Raw genomic sequence first — 15,825 nt, 5'->3', positions numbered from 1 at the left:
CCTCGACCGTCTACTCGCGCGCATCCGGACCGACCGCCAAAGCTTCCTGAAGATCCTCCAACGCCCGGACATTCCGCTCCACACCAATGGCTCGGAGAACGATATCCGCAGCGTGGTGACCCGGCGCAAGATCAGCGGCGGAACCCACAGCAACCAGGGCCGTGCCGCCCGCGACACCATGCTCAGCATGATGAAGACCTGCAACAAGCTCGGTGTCAGCTTCTGGGATTATCTCGGCGACCGCCTCGGCATCCCTGGCAGCAAGATCCTACCGCTTCCCGTTCTCCTCGCCGCGCGCTGAACCCCAACAGCAGATCGACGCGCCCAAACGCCGCCGCTTTTGCCCCGGTTACATTCGCGGCAGACTAAAAGTCCCTATTAGTCTGCGATTTAGTCTGCGGAAATTCTGAAACTGTTTTGCACAACGGATAAACCGCCGAACGATGTCGCACGCAAGCGGGAATGGCTTCCACTGACGTCAGGTGTCGATGCGGCAGCTGCGGCCCCCAGCTTGATTTATGCGCGGGATCGATAAGTCCAAGTGGATTGGTCCGTCTAATGCGATTGGCGTAGGGACGCTATTTAGCAGGGCATAGCGGTGGATCGGCGGCGTGAACGAGCCGCCTGCCGCCTCGTCAGGATGCCGGCCATGGAAACCACCTACGACACCCAGCTTGCCGATGACCGCGCCGCATGGGGCGCGGTGCTCTCGATGGCGCTGTGTGTCGCCGTGCTGATTGCGTCGGAGTTCATGCCGGTCAGTCTGCTCTCTCCGATCGCGGCCGATCTCGGGATTACCGAAGGCCGGACCGGACAGGCCATCTCGATATCGGGCGCCTTTGCCGTCGTGACCAGTCTGCTGGTCTCCAGTCTCACGCGCCGGATCGACCGAAAGCTCGTTGTGAGCGGCTTCACGGTGCTCCTGATTGCGTCAGGCCTCGCGGTGACCTTCGCCCCGAGCTACGCCTTCCTCATGGTCGGCCGGGCGATGCTCGGGGTCGCGATCGGTGGCTTCTGGTCGATGTCGACCTCGATCGTCATGCGCCTCGTTTCGGAAGACCTCGTCCCCAGGGCGCTCGCCATGCTGAACGCGGGCAACGCGATCGCGGCGACAATCGCGGCGCCTCTAGGCAGTTTTCTCGGAGCATATGTCGGCTGGCGCGGCGCCTTCTTTCTCGTCGTCCCGCTCGGCCTGTTGGCCTTGGTCTGGCAGTGGATCAGTCTGCCGTCGCTCCCCCCGCGCAACAGGAGGACGTCCGCCAATCTGCTGGCACTGCTTGGCCGCCGCCCGGTCGCGTTCGGCATGGCTTCCATCCTGATGCTCTTCATGGGGCAGTTCGCGCTGTTCACCTATCTGCGCCCGTTCCTCGAGAGCGTGACGGGTCTCGCCATCCCCTCGCTCTCGGCCGTGCTGCTCGTGATGGGCTTGGCAGGTGTTGTCGGCACATGGTGCGTCGGACGGCTCCTGACCAAGCGCCTGTTCGGTATCCTGGTCGTGATCCCGCTCGTAATGGCTGTTCTCGCTTTCGGGCTTATCGCGCTCGGGGCGATGCCCGTTCCGGTGTTCCTGCTGCTCGTCGCCTGGGGCTTCCTCGGAACTGCTGCCCCGGTCGGCTGGGGCACGTGGCTGAGCCGCGCCCTGCCGGACGATGCGGAGGCAGGAGGCGGGCTGCAGGTCGCCGTCATCCAGTTGGCGATTACAGGCGGGGCGGCGATCGGTGGTATGCTCTTCGATGCGATCGGCTGGTGGAGCGCTTTCGCGTTCGGCGCAGCGCTACTCTGCGGATCGTCGCTCTTCGCAGTCGCCGCATGGCGCGCAGCTCGGAGTTCTCTGCCATGACGATCAAGCTGCCGCCTACTCTTAGCCGCCGAGCATTGCTTGGCGGCGCGCTCGCGACGGCGGCCCTGCCGCGCCTCGCCTACAGCCAGCAGGGCAGCGACCCGACCAGCCAGGAGCCTACCAACATGCGGATCAGAATGACGTTCGACGGTCGGATCATGACCGCCACGCTTTACGACAACCCGTCGGCCCGAGATTTTTTCTCCATGCTGCCGCTCGATCTGACGATCGAGGATTTCAGCAACAACGAAAAGATCGCACACCTGCCGCGCAAGCTCACCGAAGAGGGAAGCGGCCCATTCGACAATGAGCAGCCCTACGATCTGTGCTACTTCATGCCCTGGGGCAACCTCGCCATGTTCTACGCCGACTACCGTCACCCCAGGTTGATCAGGCTCGGCCGCTTCGACGACGGCTACGAGGCGCTGCACGTTCGTGGCGAGTTTCCCCTGCGCATCGAAGCCATCTCCTGACGCAACGCAAGAAAGGCGCACTCTCATGCTCGCAACCATTCTTCACAAGCCAGGCGACATCCGGTGCGAGGAAATCGCCGATCCCAAGATCCTGCAGCCGACCGACGCCATCATCAAGCTGTCAGCCAGTGCATCTGCGGGTCCGATCTGTGGCCCTATCGCGGGCTGCAGCCGGTGGACCGCCCGATGCATATGGGCCACGAATATTGTGGCGTCGTGGTCGAGGTCGGCAGCGAGGTTCGCACGGTCCATCCCAGCCAGTTCGTCGTCGGCTCTTTCTGCATCTCCGACAACACCTGCCCGCATTGCCGGTTCGGCTTCCAGTCGTCCTGTGTGCAGCGCGAGTTCATGAGCGGGGCGCAGGCACCGTATGCCCGTGTGCCTTTGGCGGACGGCACGCTGGTGGCCACGGCGGAAGTTCCTTCCGCCGACCAAGTGCCGGATCTGCTCGCGGTGTCCGACGTGCTGGGCACCGGCTGGTATGCGGCGGATGCAGCAGAAGTCAGGGAAGGCTCGACCGTCGTCGTGGTCGGCGATGGCGCTGTCGGCCTGATGGGTGTGCTCGCAGCCAAGGAGATGGGCGCGGAGCGCATCATCGCGTCACGAGAGCCGACAGCAACTCGCCCGCGAGTTCGGTGCCACCGACATCGTGGCCGAGCGCGGCGAGGAGGGTATAGCGCGCGTCAAGAATCTTACCAATGGCGTAGGCGCGGACTCGGTGCTGGAATGCGTCGGCACGGCGGAATCGTTCGATCAGGCGTTGGCCTGCTCGCGCCCCGGCGGCACGATCGGCTATGTCGGCGTTCCGCATGGCGTCAATTTCGACGGCCAGCGGCTCTTCTTCGGCCAGAAGCGCATGCTGGGAGGGCCGGCGCCTGTCCGACGCTTCCTGCCCGACCTCATGGACCGTGTGCTCAAAGGCAAGATCAAGCCCGGCAAGGTCTTCGACTTGCAGCTACCGCTAGCGCAAGTTGCCGATGGCTACCGCGCCATGGACGAACGGCGTGCGATCAAGGTGCTGCTTCAGGTCTGAGAACGGAGCCTAGGGCGGGGAGGGTGATGCAACTGCTGTTTATGCCTCCCCTTGCCGCAGCGCATCGACGATCACCTTGAACGCCGGCAGGCCCTGCCTGCGGCTTGGGTAATAAATGTAGTAGCCTGGAAACTTCAGGCACCAGTCGTCCAGCGCCTGGACGAGCTCGCCGGACGCGACCTGCCGTTCCACAAGGTTCTCGGGGACGAAGGCCATGCCATAGCCCTTCAAGGCCGCATCCACCATGGCGTAGTTCGTGTTGAAGGTGAGCTGCCCGTCTACCCGGACGCGAAGCTCCTGACCGTCCTTCTCGAACTCCCAGGCATAGAGTCCGCCGCCCCGTGTCTGGCGCATGTTCATGCAGTTGTGCCCGATCAGCTCTTGCGGATGCCGGGGCGCAGGATGCGTGGCGAAATAGTCGGGCGAGGCGACGGCGACCATCCGCCAGTCAGGACCGATCCGAACCGCGATCATATCCTTCTCGACGCTTTCCCCCAACCGGACGCCGGCGTCGAAGCCGTCGTCGACGATGTTGCGAAGCCCATTGTCGATGCTGAATTCCAGCTTGATGTCGGGATAGTTGGCGAGCATCGGCCTGAGCTTCGGCCAGACGACGCTTTCGAATGCATGATCCGAAAGGGTCAGCCTGATTGTGCCGGCGGGCTTGTCGCGGAATTCCATCAGTGCGGCGATCTCCGCCTCGATCTCCGCGACACGCGGCGCGAGAGACTGCCGCAGGCGCTCGCCTGCCTCGGTGGTCGCCACGCTTCGCGTCGTGCGCATGAGCAGCCTGATGCCCATCGCCGTTTCCAGGCGCTTTATCGTGTGGCTGAGCGTGGACTGCGTGACGCCAAGCTTTGCCGCCGCGCGCGTAAAGCTTTTTTCCTCGGCCACGGCCAGGAACCATAACAGGTCGTTGAAGTCTTCCTTCGCCATGAAACTGTCCGAACTGATTGAGGAAGATTTATGTCTCTCATCGATTAACGCAAGCGAATTAAGCGATCTAATCGTAGTGATCTGAGGTCGCTACTTTTTGGGTTCAATGAGTTGCGGCCATCAGGAGGGAACCACGAGGCGCGTGGGAATGCAGTCCCGCTTGATGTGCTGGTTTCACAACGACAATCGAAGCGGATGATCTAATTCGACCGCTTGGCTCACCGACATTTCTCGCTGTCACAGGAGATTGAAGCATGAACAAGCCAATTGGAACAGAAAACTCAGTAGAGCAGCAGGCCGGCCTTGATGTCGGTCGGCGGAACCTCCTGAAGCTGACCGGCGCGAGCGTTGCGGCGCTCGGTGCGATGTCAATCCTCAATACCCCCTTTGCAAAGGCTCAAGATATGTCGAACGGCGCCAGCAACTTCTACACCAGCGATCAGGTGAACCTGGAAAAGGTGAGCTTCAGGAGCCAGTATCAACTGAACGTCACCGGCAATCTGTTCACCCCCAGGAACCTGGCCCAGAATGCAGCCATCCCGGCGATTGTCGTCGGACATCCGATGGGTGCGGTCAAGGAGCAGAGCGCGAACCTCTACGCGACGAAGATGGCCGAGCAGGGCTTTGTTGCCATGTCGATCGACCTGCCCTTCTGGGGCGAGAGCGAAGGGCAGCCTCGCAATGCCGTTTCGCCTGACTTCTACGCGGAGGCATTCAGCGCCGCGGTCGATTTCCTCGGCACCCGGCCGTTCGTGGACCGGGAACGGATCGGCGGGATCGGTGTCTGCGGCAGCGGCAGTTTTATCATCAGCGCGGCCAAGATCGATCCGCGCCTGAAGGCCATCGCGACCGTCAGCATGTACGACATGGGCGCCGCCAACCGCAACGCGCTCAACCACTCGCTGTCAGTCGAGCAGCGCAAACAAATCATCGCGGCGGCGGCCGAGCAGCGTTACGTTGAATTCGAAGGCGGCGAGATTGCGGTCGCGGGTGGAACGGATCTCGAACTGACTGCAGACACCCATCCGATACAGCGCGAGTTCTACGATTTCTATCGAACGCCGCGCGGTGAGTTCACCCCGGCGGGCGCATCCGACCAAAGGACGACAAAGCCAACGGTAACCAGCAACGTCAAGTTCATGAACTTCTACCCGTTCAATGACATCGAGACGATCTCGCCGCGGCCGATGCTGTTCATCACAGGCGACCAGGCGCACTCCCGTGAGTTCAGCGAGGACGCCTACAAGCGCGCGGCCGAGCCGAAGGAGTTCGTCTGGGTTCCGGGCGCCGGCCACGTCGATCTCTACGACCGCGTGGATCTCATTCCCTTCGATAAGCTGTCCAGTTTCTTCAATCAGCATCTATCGGCGTAGACCAGACCGCATCATCGTCGCGACGCTACCTGGTCTTGGGAACGCAAATCGGGAGAGCCTACCCCCCTGATTGGCTTTCATCAGCGATTGATTGGGGTTCGGCGGGCCTGTGCCCGCCGAGCCGAGCTTCGCCGCAGCGCGCGTGAAGCTCTTTTCCTCGGCTACGCCAGGAACCCAAAAGGTTATTGAAATCATCGTGCTGGTCACACCGTTCAAAAGATTTATGTCTCTCATCGATTAACGCAAGCGAATTGGGCAGCCTAATCAGGGTGATCCGGGACACCTACTCTTCAGGTTCGACGAGCCAACAGCCAGTCGCGTTGGCTTTCTGCGAACCACGAGGAGAAGGCCATGGAACTGACCATCAACGGCTCAACGCACCAAGTCGATGTCGAACCGGACACCCCGCTGCTCTGGGTTTTGCGCGACACACTCGGCATGACCGGCACAAAATATGGGTGCGGCGTGGCCCAGTGCGGCGCATGCACGGTGCTGATCGACGGACAGGCGACGCGCTCCTGCGTGACAACAGTGGACAGCGTCGGCGGGATGGCGATCACGACCATCGAGGCGATCGAGCAGGATGCCGAGGGCAGGAAGGTGGTCGAGGCCTGGGTCGCCAATCAAGTTCCGCAATGCGGCTACTGCCAGTCCGGCCAGGTGATGGCTGCCACGGCGCTCCTCAAGCAAACCCCGCAGCCAACCGACGACGACATCGCGGGCGCGATGGTGAACCTCTGCCGCTGCGGCACCTACAATGCGATCTCGGCTGCCGTCCGGCAGGCCGCGCAGGCGTGAGGAGGGATTGATGAACGACATGACCCCCATTCGGGACGGCCGGTCCACGCGCGGCGAAGACGGACCGCTCAACATCTCACGGCGCGGCTTCCTCGGCGCCGCCGCAACGCTTGTTCTTTCCGTCACGGTGCCGGTCGGACGTGCCAGAGCGCAGGCCGCTACCGCCGTCGCGCCCGGAACGCGCGTCAACGCGTTTTTGGAAATCCGCCCAGATAGCACGGTGCTGTTCCGCAGCGCCTTCATCGAAGGAGGCCAGGGCGTGTTCACCGCTATGGCGCAGATCGTCGGCGAAGAGTTGGATGTCGATCCCTCACAGTTCGTGGTGGAAGGAGCACCTCCCGGTCCTGACTATCTTTTGACCGGAGGCGGCCGCTTCACCGGCGGCAGCATGTCGGTGCGCATGAGCTACGAGACCATGCGCAAGCTCGGCGCCTCGGCACGCCATATGCTGCTGCAGGCTGCGGCCGAACGGCTCGGCGTGCCGATGTCGGAGCTGTCCACGGAACCGGGCCGCGTAGTGCATGCCGCGAGCGGTCAAGCGATCCCTTACGGAGAAATCGCCGACGCTGCCACCGAACTGCCCGTCCCGAACGACGTTGTGCTGCGGCCTTCCAACAGCTTCCGCTGGATCGGCAAGCCGGTCGCAAGGCTCGACGTGCGCGAAAAGTCCACCGGGCGTGCGCAGTACGCGATCGATCTCAAGATCGACGGCGTGCTGCATGCCGCCGTCCAGCACAGCCCGCGTCTCGGAGGGGAGCCCGGTAAGCTCGCCAACGAGGCGGAAGTCCAGGCCATGCCGGGCGTACATTCCATCCACCGGCTGCCGGGCGCGGTAGCAGTCCTGGCCGACAGCTGGTGGCGCGCGCGCCGCGCCGTGGAAGCCCTTCAGGTGACCTGGACGGAGCCTGCCGCCGGAACGCCTCATGCCATGCCGGCCGATTTCTCCTCCGAGGCCCACAAAGAGATGTTGAAATCGACGTCAGGCGACGGCGTCGTTTTCGAGGAACACGGAAACCCGGTAGGTGAGTTCGCCGACGCCGCGCGGGTAATCGAGGGAACCTATGACGCGCCATATCTTGTGCATGGACAGCTCGAGCCGCCGTCAGCGATCGCGCGCTGGAATGAGGACGGCACGCTGGAGCTATGGATCCCCAACCAGGCGCCGGAGATGTTCCAGGCCGATGCCGCGAAGGTCGCCGGCATCGAGCCGGACAATGTCATCATCCATTCGCCGATGCTCGGTGGTTTCTTCGGCCGGCATTTCCTCTATCAGACGGCCAATCCGTTTCCGCAGGCGATTCTGCTCGCGAAGGCCGCTGGGCGGCCAGTCAAGCTGATCTGGAGCCGCGAGGAGGAATTCCTGCGCGACACGCTGAGGCCGATGGGCGCGGTCCGCTTCCGCGCAGGGCTGGACGCTGCCGGTCTTCCGGTCGCGCTGGATGCGGTTGCGGTGGGTGAAGGCCCGACCGGTCGCTGGTTCGGCCGTCAGCCGGACAAGGTCGACAGCTCCGCCGTCGAGGGCATCGCAGGGAAAGTCTATGCGATTCCGAACCGGCGCGTCGGCCAGGTCCATGTCGACGATCCGGCTATCATCGGCTTCTGGCGGTCCGTCGGCCATTCGATGAACGACTTCTTCTACGAGACGTTCTTCGACGAGATGGCCGATGCTGGCGGCCAGGACCCCTACGAGCTGCGGCGGCGGCTTCTGGCTGATAGCCCAAGGCACAGCAATCTCTTGCAGGCAGTCGCCGATCTGTCCGGCGGATGGAAACGCGGACCGTTCACGGCCGAAGACGGCACGCGGCGCGCCCGTGGTGTCGCCATGGCCTCGCCTTTCGGCAGCGAGGTCGCCACGATCGCCGAAGTGTCGCTGCGGGATGGCGGGGTCGTGGTTCACGACGTCTGGGTAGCGATCGATCCCGGTAGCATCGTCAATCCGGCCATCATCGAGGCGCAGGTAAACTCGGCCGTGGCCCTCGGCCTGTCCTCGGCGCTGCTTGAGGAAGTCGTCTATGTCGACGGCATGCCTCAGGCGCGCAATTTCGACGGCTATCCGATCCTGCCGCCCGACCGCATGCCGCGCGTGCATGTTCGCATCGTCGAGAGCGGAGCGCCGATGGGCGGGATCGGCGAGCCCGGGCTGCCGGGCGTGCCGCCGGCGGTCGTCAACGCCGCTTCCGTGCTGACAGGCCAGCGTATCCGCAGCCTGCCCCTCTCGAAGCTCGACCTGAAGGGGATAGAGGGATGAGGAACATCGCACTATCCGCCTTGACGGCGGTCGCGACAGCCTGGGCAACGGTTCCGTCCGTTGCCCAGGAGACGGATATCGCTTCAGGAGAGCGCCTGTTCCGGCAGCGCTGCGGCGCCTGCCACCAGATCGCGACCACCCGCAACGGCGTCGGCCCGCATCTGCAGGCCGTGATCGGCCGCGCTGCAGGCAGCGTCGAGGGATTCAACTATTCGCCCGCGCTGAACGCATCCGCCATCACCTGGACGCCCGAGACGCTGGAGACCTACTTGCAAATCCGACCGCGATGGTGCGGGGCACACGGATGGTCCAACGCTTCAACAAAGCAGACGAACGGCGCATCATCATCGAGTTCCTGAGCAGCCGGTAGCGTGTCCGAAGCTTGCCTAGCGTCGTCCAGCGCGTGCTATAGACGTCCGGCGCGGCGGTAGGAGTTCGAATCTCTTCGGGCGCGCCAATTGGAATGTACATCCCAACCTAGTTAATGGCACAGACCAAATTGCGATGAAGCGCGAAGCAGCGCTGAACTTGTTTGTTGGCCCTGCCGGGCTATCCTCGCCAGCGGAGCGCTTCGATCGGGAGAGCGAACGCGGGGGAATTCTGGCGGCGGCTTGGATAATAGAGATGATAGCTGGAAAGGGGGGGCACCAGTCCTCCAGCACCTGCTGAAGCCGTCCTTCAGCAAGGAAGGGGCGCAGAGCGTGGTCGGGCAGGCAGGCAAAACCCAGGCCGTTCAATGCGGCGTCCCCTCCGCCAGTGCGGCGGCTCCGGACGAAGCAGATGATGGCTGACGAAGGTCGAACGGTATAGGCCACAATCATCACGCATTTATGAGCTGTGTTGATTAGCCTATCCGGGATTATGGGTCTAATCTTGGGCCGTGCGTCGCCTTAAGTGTCAGCAGTAATAGTCCGTGCATGGCCCGCCGCTCAGGAATAATGCTGATGGAACGCAAGCTCGCGGCAATCATGGCCGCCGATATCGTCGGCTACAGCCTGCTGATGGCTGAAAACGAGGCTTCCACCTACGCGAAGCTGCGCGCTGCTTTTGATGAGCTCATTGACCCGACCATTGCCCGCCATGGCGGGCGCATCGTCAAGACGACGGGAGACGGCTTTCTCGCCATGTTTCCCAGCGTCAACGAAGCGGTTGATGCGGCGCTGGCCATACAGGAAGGCTTCGACAAGGGCCCGTTCGAGCTGCGCATCGGCATCAATCTTGGCGATGTCATCGAAGATGACGGCGACGTATACGGCGACGGCGTCAATGTGGCCGCTCGTCTTGAGGCCATGTGCGATCCGGGGCAGATATTCGTCAGCGGCGCCGTAGTGATGGCAGCCGACCGCAACAGCGCGGACAGGTTCGTCCGCATCGGCCGCAGGTGGGCCAAGAACATTCCCGAACTTCTCAACGTCTACCGCGTAAGGCGCGCGGGCTCTCCGTGGTCGCCATGGCGGCAGGTGCTGCGCAGCACCGCCGCCCGCTGGTCTTATGGCGCGGCCGCTATAGCCCTCATCCTCATCGGCACCCAGATCCAGCCGCTCCCCCTGGCAGCCATGGTCAGCCGCATCCCGGCGGTCTTGTCGATGGACCAGAGCCGCGCCGACCCCCGGCCGTCAGTGGCGGTCATGCCTTTTGCCGCGATGAGTGGCAGTGGCGAGCAATCGTATTTCGCGGACGGACTGACAGAGGATGTGACGACAGCCCTCGCCCGCAATTCAGAGCTGCAGGTGATCGCGCGCGATTCCAGCTACGCCGTGCACGGGCAGGATACGGACGTGCGCAAGCTCGGGGCGAAGCTCGGCGTTGATTATGTGGTTGAAGGCAGCGCCCGCCGTGAAGGCGACCAGCTTCGCGTGTCGGCGCAGCTGATCGATGTAAAGACAGGCGCGCATCTGTGGTCGCGCAGTTTTGACCGGCAGGTCGCCGACGTGTTCACCGTCCAGAGCGAGCTGACCACTGAAATCGTCGCGCAGATCGCGCCCTATATCGGCAGGAGCGAGGCGGCGGCAGCAGCGGAGCGCCCGACCGACAATCTGCAGGCCTATGACCTCGTGCTGCAGGCCCGCAACCGCTACCGGCACGGCGCCAATGACCCGCAGGACATTCTGGAAGCGCGGGGCCTATACCAGCGCGCCCTTGAAATGGACCCGTCCTATGCGGCCGCCCGCGCAGGCCTCGCGCTGACCTTTATCGCCAGCGTGGCGCAGAGCGGTGACGGCCGGGCAAACGCGCCGGAGCTCCATCTTGGGCTTAGCGAAGCCCGGCAGGCGGTCCGTCTCGATCCCAATCTTGGCCTTGGCTATCAGGTCATCAGCTTCGGGCTTGCCGTGCAGGGCGACTATTCAGGCGGCTTGCAGGCCGCACGGCGCGCTGTGGAACTCAACCCTAACGATCCCGACAGCATGATGGCGCTTGCAAAGGCGCAGGTTCGCTTCGGGGAATATGATGATGCCGTCGCCAACGCAGAGCGGGCCCGCCGCCTTCATCCTATGGCGCCTGAGTACTATGCCTATGTGCACGGGCAGGCGCTCTATGCGGCTGACCGCCGCGATGAGGCTTCCGCCGTCATAGAGGAATGCCTGATCCGGGCGCCGCGCGATGCAAACTGCCTTCTGATTCAGGCCGCTTTGCAGGGCGGGGGCGGAGAGATCGAGGCAGCCCAGCAGACGATGGCAAAGCTGGTCGAGGCGCATCCGGCATTCTCGCTGGAAGCAGAGCGCGCTTACCGCCGGTTTGGTGACAGGCCGCTGATGGAAGAGTTCCTGCAGGACCTCGCACAGGCCAAGGCTCCTGAAACCGGCTGAAAGTTTTTACAGAGCGACTTCAATCACATAGCGGTGCCCAGTTTCATCTCGTCCGGCGCGCCATTATTTCAACGACTTAGCCGGACGCCGCAGACTAAAACCACTGATTAGTCTGCGATTTAGTCTGCGGGTGCCCCAAGGCACCGCGAACGACCGGCGTGGTTGACATGAGCGTTTGACCTGGGCTGTCCCTGATCGAGGATGGCAGCGGACGGTTGCGTACGTGGAACTCAGATCTCGCCCTTTGACCAGGCTTCGCGCATCGGCGAGCTTGACACCGCACGCGTGAGTCTATACTAACGCGTTAGCCATGACTAACACGAACGATAGCTGGACAGCCCTTGGCGATACGATGAGGCGCGCGATCTTCGAACTCCTAGTCGAGGATCCGCGCTCGGTTACCGAGTTGGCGCGCGCGCTGCCGGTCACCCGGTCGGCAGTCTCGCAGCACCTGAAGGTGCTGAAGGGTGCCGGGCTGGTGGTCGATACGCCGGCCGGCAAACACCGCATCTACCGGGTAGACCCCAACGGTCTCGCACCCCTTCGGGCGGATCTGGATCGGTACTGGATGAAAGCACTCGCGGCCTACAAGGCAGCCGTCGAGCAACCACAGGAGGAGTAACGATGAATACGCAAGCAGCAGAGACGTCCGTGAGACATTCGATCGTGGTCGAGGCTTCGGTCGAGCGTGCCTTCAAGGTTTTCACCGAGGATTTCGGCAAGTTCAAACCCAGGGAGCACAATCTGCTCGCCGTGCCGATCGCCGAGACGGTGTTCGAGGCGCGGGTCGGCGGCCACATCTATGACCGCGGCGGTGACGGCAGCGAATGCCGGTGGGCCCGCGTGCTGGCATATGAACCGCCACACCGCGTTCTGCTCAGCTGGGATATCTCCCCGCAATGGCGGCTCGAGACCGATCCGAATAAGGCCAGCGAGTGGGAAGTGCGCTTCACCGCCGAGACGGCGAACCGGACCCGTGTCGAGATCGAGCACCGCAAGCTGGACCGCCACGGCGCCGGCTGGGAAAGTGTGCGCGACGGTGTCGCCGCCGATCAGGGCTGGCCGCTCTACCTGCAGCGGTATGCCGATCTGTTTGGTCGCTGAGCCTGATGGTCACGTACCCGATGAAGGAGAAGGTCCGCACATAGCGGTGCGGACCATGAGCAGATCGCTGGGACAACGGTTGCGTTTCGAGCAGTTGTATCGGTCTGGTTCTACGGCACGGCTCGGCCTTCATACATGAACACCATCGGCCGCGGCCCCTTCGCATAGCCAGTTTCGATCCGCGCGATGTTGAAACCGGCGGCCTCGATCAGTGTGCGGATCGGCCGGTTGAGATGGCAGCCGCCGCCGAGGCACCTCCAGATCGGCGTCAGGCGATCCTGCCAGCGTTGAACCGGTTCCTCCGACGAGAGACCGTGCTCGACGAACAGGAGTTGCCCGCCTGGCTTGAGTACGCGCCGCATTTCCCTCAATGCCTGACCGGCGCCGTGGATCGAGCAAAGCGTCCAGGTCGTGACGACGGTATCGACCGAATGGCTGTCCAATGGAATCGCCTCGGCAGACCCCTCGATGAGGCTTGCCTGGCAGGCACAACGCCCGACGGCATGCCGGGCCATCGTCAAGAGTTGCGGCGATGGATCAAGTCCGATCACCTCGCGCACGGCTGCGGAATAGAGCGGCAGGTTGAGGCCGGAGCCAATCCCGACCTCAAGCACGCGCCCTTCCGCGGCGGAGAGTGCGCGCAGCCTGTAAGGCAGAAGCTCGCGGTTGGTCATCGAGTGATGCACAAGGCGTGGCAGCACGACATTCCGATAGAAGCCCATGGTGCTTTCTCCTCATCAGTGTGCGGAGCGCGAGGTGCGCAGAGCGCAGCGAGTGACTGCCCGCCGGAACTCGTCGTAGTAGGTCGGATCTTCGGTCCCCATGATCTTGTCCCACCAAGTGAAATAGAGCCCGAAATTGGTGCGGGGCCGCGCGTGGTGCAGGTCGTGGTGCGTGACCGCAGCGATCCAGTCGAATAGAGGGCGACCGTCCCGATTGGCCGGGAATACCTCATAACCGCAGTGTCCGATCGCGTTGCGCGCCATCATGTGGGCCGTGAAGATGAACGCCGCGAGCACGCTGGTCGGCATGACCACCATGAAAAGCAGAAGGAAGACGGCATTCACGAAGGCTTCGCTCACGTTGAAGGCGTAGGCTGTCCACGGCGTCGGATTGTGCGACCGATGATGCAGGAGGTGGAACCGCCGGAAGAGTTTTGGGCGATGCATGATCCAGTGGGTCCAGTAGAACCACGCGTCGTGCGCGACGATTAGCGCGACGACATTGATGGCGAAATAGGTCCACCCATACTGCGCCGGGTCTTCATGGACAGGCAGCATGCCAAGATTGGCCAGAATGGCGATCGTCAGCCCGACCAGTGAGAAAATGAAGACTGTTCTCAGGGACGCAAGAATCTCACGGGCGATTTGCCCCGCGTCCGGCGTCTCATCCCGAATCTTGCGCGAGGCAAGGCGCGCCGAAAGGAGGACGTTGATCACGAGAAAAGTCCCACCGGCGCCGAGCAGGTAGCGATAAAGATCGTTCTGTAAGATCAGCGGATAGATGTCGGCCGCGAAGCGGACAAGCGGCGCGGCAACCAAGGTGTCGAGCATGTTCATGGTCTCCCGTGTTGGATGGTCGGGACTACCGAGGCGTGCTCGCGGCTGCTCCGCGCCAGGAGAAATCGATGGCCAAATTTCGATTTCGATCAGAGATTTTCGGAATCGACGAGCCTGCCGAGCACATCCTTGCGAAATTGCGACGGTGTCGTTCCGGTGCGGTCGCGAAATGCCCGGTTGAATGGCGCGAGCGATGCGTAGCCGACGCCAAACGCGATCGACACGATCTGTTCTCGCACGCGATTCGGGTCGGCAAGACGTCGCCGCGCTTCATCGACGCGATGTTCGTTGACGAAAGCGGAAAAGCTCCGAAAACCGAGGCCGACATTGATCAGCCTGCGCAGGCGGTGTTCCGGCACGCCGAGGCGGCCAGCCAGCCGGCCAAGCGAAAGATCAGGCTCGAGCAAGACGCCTTCCACAACGACGCGCTTCAGGCGCTCGAGCTCGACGCGCTCGGCGGTGGAAAGATCAGCCGCTTCGATGACGCCACGCTGAGCGGGCGCCTCGAACATGTCCACGCGTAGCGGTGCCAGCCATGCGGTGAAGACAAACGAGATCGCGAACAGCATCGCGGCCTGCGCGGGTGGCGTCCACCCGGGAAGTGGCGCAAACATCGCGTAAATCTCGCCTGCCGCGACGAGAGCGCCCGCTATTGGCAGCACGATGGCAAGTGCTATGCGGAAGCGACGCCGCGAATCGACAAGGTCGTTGCGCAGGTCCTGGATGGCCATCCAGACAACGTGCGCGAGCAGTGTCAAGAGTATCGTTTGATGCAGAACGGTCCGGGCACCCTCAAGCTTAGGGCTGCCCAAGACACCGAGTAGCAGCGCCCCGAGAAGAAACGCCGCGGGCAGCGCATGAACAGGCTTCCAGACGAAATCGTCGCGAAAGAGCGCCATCGCGAACCACCAGAGGAACACCGGATTTAGGACGGCCAGCAGCAACGGTATGATGTGGGCAGCGCCCAACGCTTCGGGCATGGCGGGCGCTGAGAGCAGCACGTAGCTGGCGACGCCCAGCGTCAGCAGGCAGCCGCTGAGCGTGCCGACGCCAATCGGCCTTGCGCGAAGAAACTGAAACGCCAAAAGCAGGTTAAGGGCGATCGCGCCGCCCCGCAACACCAAGTCAACCATGGCCATCCCAGTCATGTCGGCTAGTAAGCGCAGTTTCGGGCCGCAAGGCAACGAAGTCGGAATGGGAAAGTGCGAGGAGTCCGCGAGCCCTTTGAAGGTGGATACCGGGGCGCTCGTCAACCAATCCTTCCGACGTGACCTCCGCGCGTCATCAAAGCCACCACGGTACCAGACAGGAAAGTGAGGGCGGCGATCCGACGCGGGCCTTGTGCCGGACGCGTCACCGTCGCGACTTCCCGCGCGTGGCGCCGCGATCGGGTGTCATTGCCGCATTCGCCTTATCGTTGCCAAAAGCGCTTGGCGATTTCTGCCTCGGCCTGCCGTTTCGTCAGACCGATATCGTCGATCAAATGAGGATTGGCCTTCAACATTTGCTCAAGTTCCCAGCGAAAGCGTATCCGCTCGCGCCAGGTCGCGATAATGCTTCGCAGGGTCGTCAGGTGCCGACGCGACGCCCGCCCCACGGGCGTTCCCGGCCGCGCTGCCTGATGCGGGGCCGACGCAAGGGTATTGTTCATAGC

General features: G+C 63.0%; 15 protein-coding genes and 2 pseudogenes. 11 read left to right on the top strand and 6 right to left on the bottom strand.

Annotation, left to right across the window (positions count from 1 at the left end; translation table 11 throughout):
- From IQ26_RS27850 to IQ26_RS27835, 4 genes and pseudogenes are all read left to right on the top strand, one after another.
- A partial coding sequence (locus IQ26_RS27850) for an IS66 family transposase (protein WP_145720860.1) occupies positions 1 to 301 on the top strand: 301 nt, incomplete at its 5' end.
- 348 nt (positions 302 to 649) lie between these two features.
- On the top strand, positions 650 to 1,840 hold the full coding sequence (locus IQ26_RS27845; RefSeq protein ID WP_145721573.1) for an MFS transporter: 1,191 nt from the start codon (positions 650 to 652) through the stop codon (positions 1,838 to 1,840).
- Positions 1,837 to 2,313 carry a cyclophilin-like fold protein gene (locus tag IQ26_RS27840; RefSeq protein ID WP_145721572.1) on the top strand — a complete coding sequence of 159 codons (477 nt, stop codon included), beginning with the start codon at positions 1,837 to 1,839 and terminating at the stop codon, positions 2,311 to 2,313. Before IQ26_RS27845 ends, IQ26_RS27840 begins: the two co-directional genes overlap by 4 nt.
- Before the next feature lie 25 nt (positions 2,314 to 2,338).
- Positions 2,339 to 3,346 (top strand): annotated as a pseudogene (locus tag IQ26_RS27835) (zinc-dependent alcohol dehydrogenase family protein).
- Positions 3,347 to 3,385: 39 nt separating this feature from the next.
- Here the strand turns inward: IQ26_RS27835 and IQ26_RS27830 are convergent.
- Positions 3,386 to 4,282, bottom strand: coding sequence for a LysR family transcriptional regulator (locus tag IQ26_RS27830; protein WP_145721571.1), 897 nt, complete (start codon positions 4,280 to 4,282; stop codon positions 3,386 to 3,388).
- Positions 4,283 to 4,536: 254 nt separating this feature from the next.
- Here IQ26_RS27830 and IQ26_RS27825 point away from each other — a divergent pair, with 254 nt between their 5' ends.
- The 4 genes from IQ26_RS27825 to IQ26_RS27810 all read left to right on the top strand — a co-directional run bounded on the left by IQ26_RS27825 (position 4,537) and on the right by IQ26_RS27810 (position 9,060).
- The gene (locus IQ26_RS27825; RefSeq protein ID WP_145721570.1) at positions 4,537 to 5,655 is read left to right on the top strand and encodes an alpha/beta hydrolase; all 1,119 of its coding nucleotides are present in this window, start codon (positions 4,537 to 4,539) and stop codon (positions 5,653 to 5,655) included.
- Between the two features lie 351 nt (positions 5,656 to 6,006).
- The gene (locus tag IQ26_RS27820; RefSeq protein ID WP_145721569.1) at positions 6,007 to 6,453 is read left to right on the top strand and encodes a (2Fe-2S)-binding protein; all 447 of its coding nucleotides are present in this window, start codon (positions 6,007 to 6,009) and stop codon (positions 6,451 to 6,453) included.
- A gap of 10 nt (positions 6,454 to 6,463) precedes the next feature.
- Positions 6,464 to 8,701 (top strand): xanthine dehydrogenase family protein molybdopterin-binding subunit, encoded by a 2,238-nt coding sequence (locus tag IQ26_RS27815; protein ID WP_145721568.1) that lies wholly within the window; start codon positions 6,464 to 6,466, stop codon positions 8,699 to 8,701.
- The gene (locus IQ26_RS27810) at positions 8,698 to 9,060 is read left to right on the top strand and encodes a c-type cytochrome (RefSeq protein ID WP_240547266.1); all 363 of its coding nucleotides are present in this window, start codon (positions 8,698 to 8,700) and stop codon (positions 9,058 to 9,060) included. The genes IQ26_RS27815 and IQ26_RS27810 overlap by 4 nt, the downstream gene beginning before the upstream one ends.
- Before the next feature lie 190 nt (positions 9,061 to 9,250).
- On the opposite strand, the pseudogene IQ26_RS40615 reads toward IQ26_RS27810, so the two are convergent.
- Positions 9,251 to 9,447 (bottom strand): annotated as a pseudogene (locus IQ26_RS40615) (LysR substrate-binding domain-containing protein); the annotation flags it as partial.
- A 198-nt stretch (positions 9,448 to 9,645) separates the two neighbouring features.
- On the opposite strand from IQ26_RS40615, the gene IQ26_RS27800 reads away from it, so the two are divergent.
- From IQ26_RS27800 to IQ26_RS27790, 3 genes are all read left to right on the top strand, one after another.
- On the top strand, positions 9,646 to 11,508 hold the full coding sequence (locus IQ26_RS27800; protein WP_145721567.1) for an adenylate/guanylate cyclase domain-containing protein: 1,863 nt from the start codon (positions 9,646 to 9,648) through the stop codon (positions 11,506 to 11,508).
- Positions 11,509 to 11,818: 310 nt separating this feature from the next.
- Positions 11,819 to 12,130 carry an ArsR/SmtB family transcription factor gene (locus tag IQ26_RS27795; RefSeq protein ID WP_145721566.1) on the top strand — a complete coding sequence of 104 codons (312 nt, stop codon included), beginning with the start codon at positions 11,819 to 11,821 and terminating at the stop codon, positions 12,128 to 12,130.
- A gap of 2 nt (positions 12,131 to 12,132) precedes the next feature.
- Entirely contained in the window at positions 12,133 to 12,612 is a 480-nt protein-coding gene (locus tag IQ26_RS27790) for an SRPBCC family protein (protein ID WP_145721565.1), read from the top strand.
- Between the two features lie 110 nt (positions 12,613 to 12,722).
- Here the strand turns inward: IQ26_RS27790 and IQ26_RS27785 are convergent, their stop codons facing one another.
- The 4 genes from IQ26_RS27785 to IQ26_RS27770 form a co-directional block, all read right to left on the bottom strand.
- Positions 12,723 to 13,334: a class I SAM-dependent methyltransferase gene (locus IQ26_RS27785; RefSeq protein WP_145721564.1), complete on the bottom strand. Its 612-nt coding sequence runs from the start codon at positions 13,332 to 13,334 to the stop codon at positions 12,723 to 12,725.
- Positions 13,335 to 13,349: 15 nt separating this feature from the next.
- Positions 13,350 to 14,165, bottom strand: coding sequence for a sterol desaturase family protein (locus IQ26_RS27780; protein WP_145721563.1), 816 nt, complete (start codon positions 14,163 to 14,165; stop codon positions 13,350 to 13,352).
- Positions 14,166 to 14,260: 95 nt separating this feature from the next.
- Positions 14,261 to 15,304, bottom strand: coding sequence for a helix-turn-helix domain-containing protein (locus tag IQ26_RS27775; RefSeq protein ID WP_162458093.1), 1,044 nt, complete (start codon positions 15,302 to 15,304; stop codon positions 14,261 to 14,263).
- A gap of 278 nt (positions 15,305 to 15,582) precedes the next feature.
- Positions 15,583 to 15,822: a DUF1127 domain-containing protein gene (locus IQ26_RS27770; protein WP_162458092.1), complete on the bottom strand. Its 240-nt coding sequence runs from the start codon at positions 15,820 to 15,822 to the stop codon at positions 15,583 to 15,585.
- Between the last annotated feature and the right edge of the window lie 3 nt (positions 15,823 to 15,825).

The organism is Mesorhizobium tianshanense (assembly GCF_007830515.1).
Taxonomy (GTDB): domain Bacteria; phylum Pseudomonadota; class Alphaproteobacteria; order Rhizobiales; family Rhizobiaceae; genus Mesorhizobium; species Mesorhizobium tianshanense.
This window is presented reverse-complemented; position numbering and strand designations above follow the sequence as displayed.

Excerpts from the sequence above, each read along its gene's own strand:
- IQ26_RS27845 (WP_145721573.1), top strand. The coding sequence starts at position 650 with ATGGAAACCACCTACGACACCCAGCTTGCCGATGACCGCGCCGCATGG.
- IQ26_RS27840 (WP_145721572.1), top strand. The coding sequence starts at position 1,837 with ATGACGATCAAGCTGCCGCCTACTCTTAGCCGCCGAGCATTGCTTGGC.
- IQ26_RS27830 (WP_145721571.1), bottom strand. The coding sequence starts at position 4,282 with ATGGCGAAGGAAGACTTCAACGACCTGTTATGGTTCCTGGCCGTGGCC.
- IQ26_RS27825 (WP_145721570.1), top strand. The coding sequence starts at position 4,537 with ATGAACAAGCCAATTGGAACAGAAAACTCAGTAGAGCAGCAGGCCGGC.
- IQ26_RS27820 (WP_145721569.1), top strand. The coding sequence starts at position 6,007 with ATGGAACTGACCATCAACGGCTCAACGCACCAAGTCGATGTCGAACCG.
- IQ26_RS27815 (WP_145721568.1), top strand. The coding sequence starts at position 6,464 with ATGAACGACATGACCCCCATTCGGGACGGCCGGTCCACGCGCGGCGAA.
- IQ26_RS27810 (WP_240547266.1), top strand. The coding sequence starts at position 8,698 with ATGAGGAACATCGCACTATCCGCCTTGACGGCGGTCGCGACAGCCTGG.
- IQ26_RS27800 (WP_145721567.1), top strand. The coding sequence starts at position 9,646 with ATGGAACGCAAGCTCGCGGCAATCATGGCCGCCGATATCGTCGGCTAC.
- IQ26_RS27795 (WP_145721566.1), top strand. The coding sequence starts at position 11,819 with ATGACTAACACGAACGATAGCTGGACAGCCCTTGGCGATACGATGAGG.
- IQ26_RS27790 (WP_145721565.1), top strand. The coding sequence starts at position 12,133 with ATGAATACGCAAGCAGCAGAGACGTCCGTGAGACATTCGATCGTGGTC.
- IQ26_RS27785 (WP_145721564.1), bottom strand. The coding sequence starts at position 13,334 with ATGGGCTTCTATCGGAATGTCGTGCTGCCACGCCTTGTGCATCACTCG.
- IQ26_RS27780 (WP_145721563.1), bottom strand. The coding sequence starts at position 14,165 with ATGCTCGACACCTTGGTTGCCGCGCCGCTTGTCCGCTTCGCGGCCGAC.
- IQ26_RS27775 (WP_162458093.1), bottom strand. The coding sequence starts at position 15,304 with ATGGTTGACTTGGTGTTGCGGGGCGGCGCGATCGCCCTTAACCTGCTT.
- IQ26_RS27770 (WP_162458092.1), bottom strand. The coding sequence starts at position 15,822 with ATGAACAATACCCTTGCGTCGGCCCCGCATCAGGCAGCGCGGCCGGGA.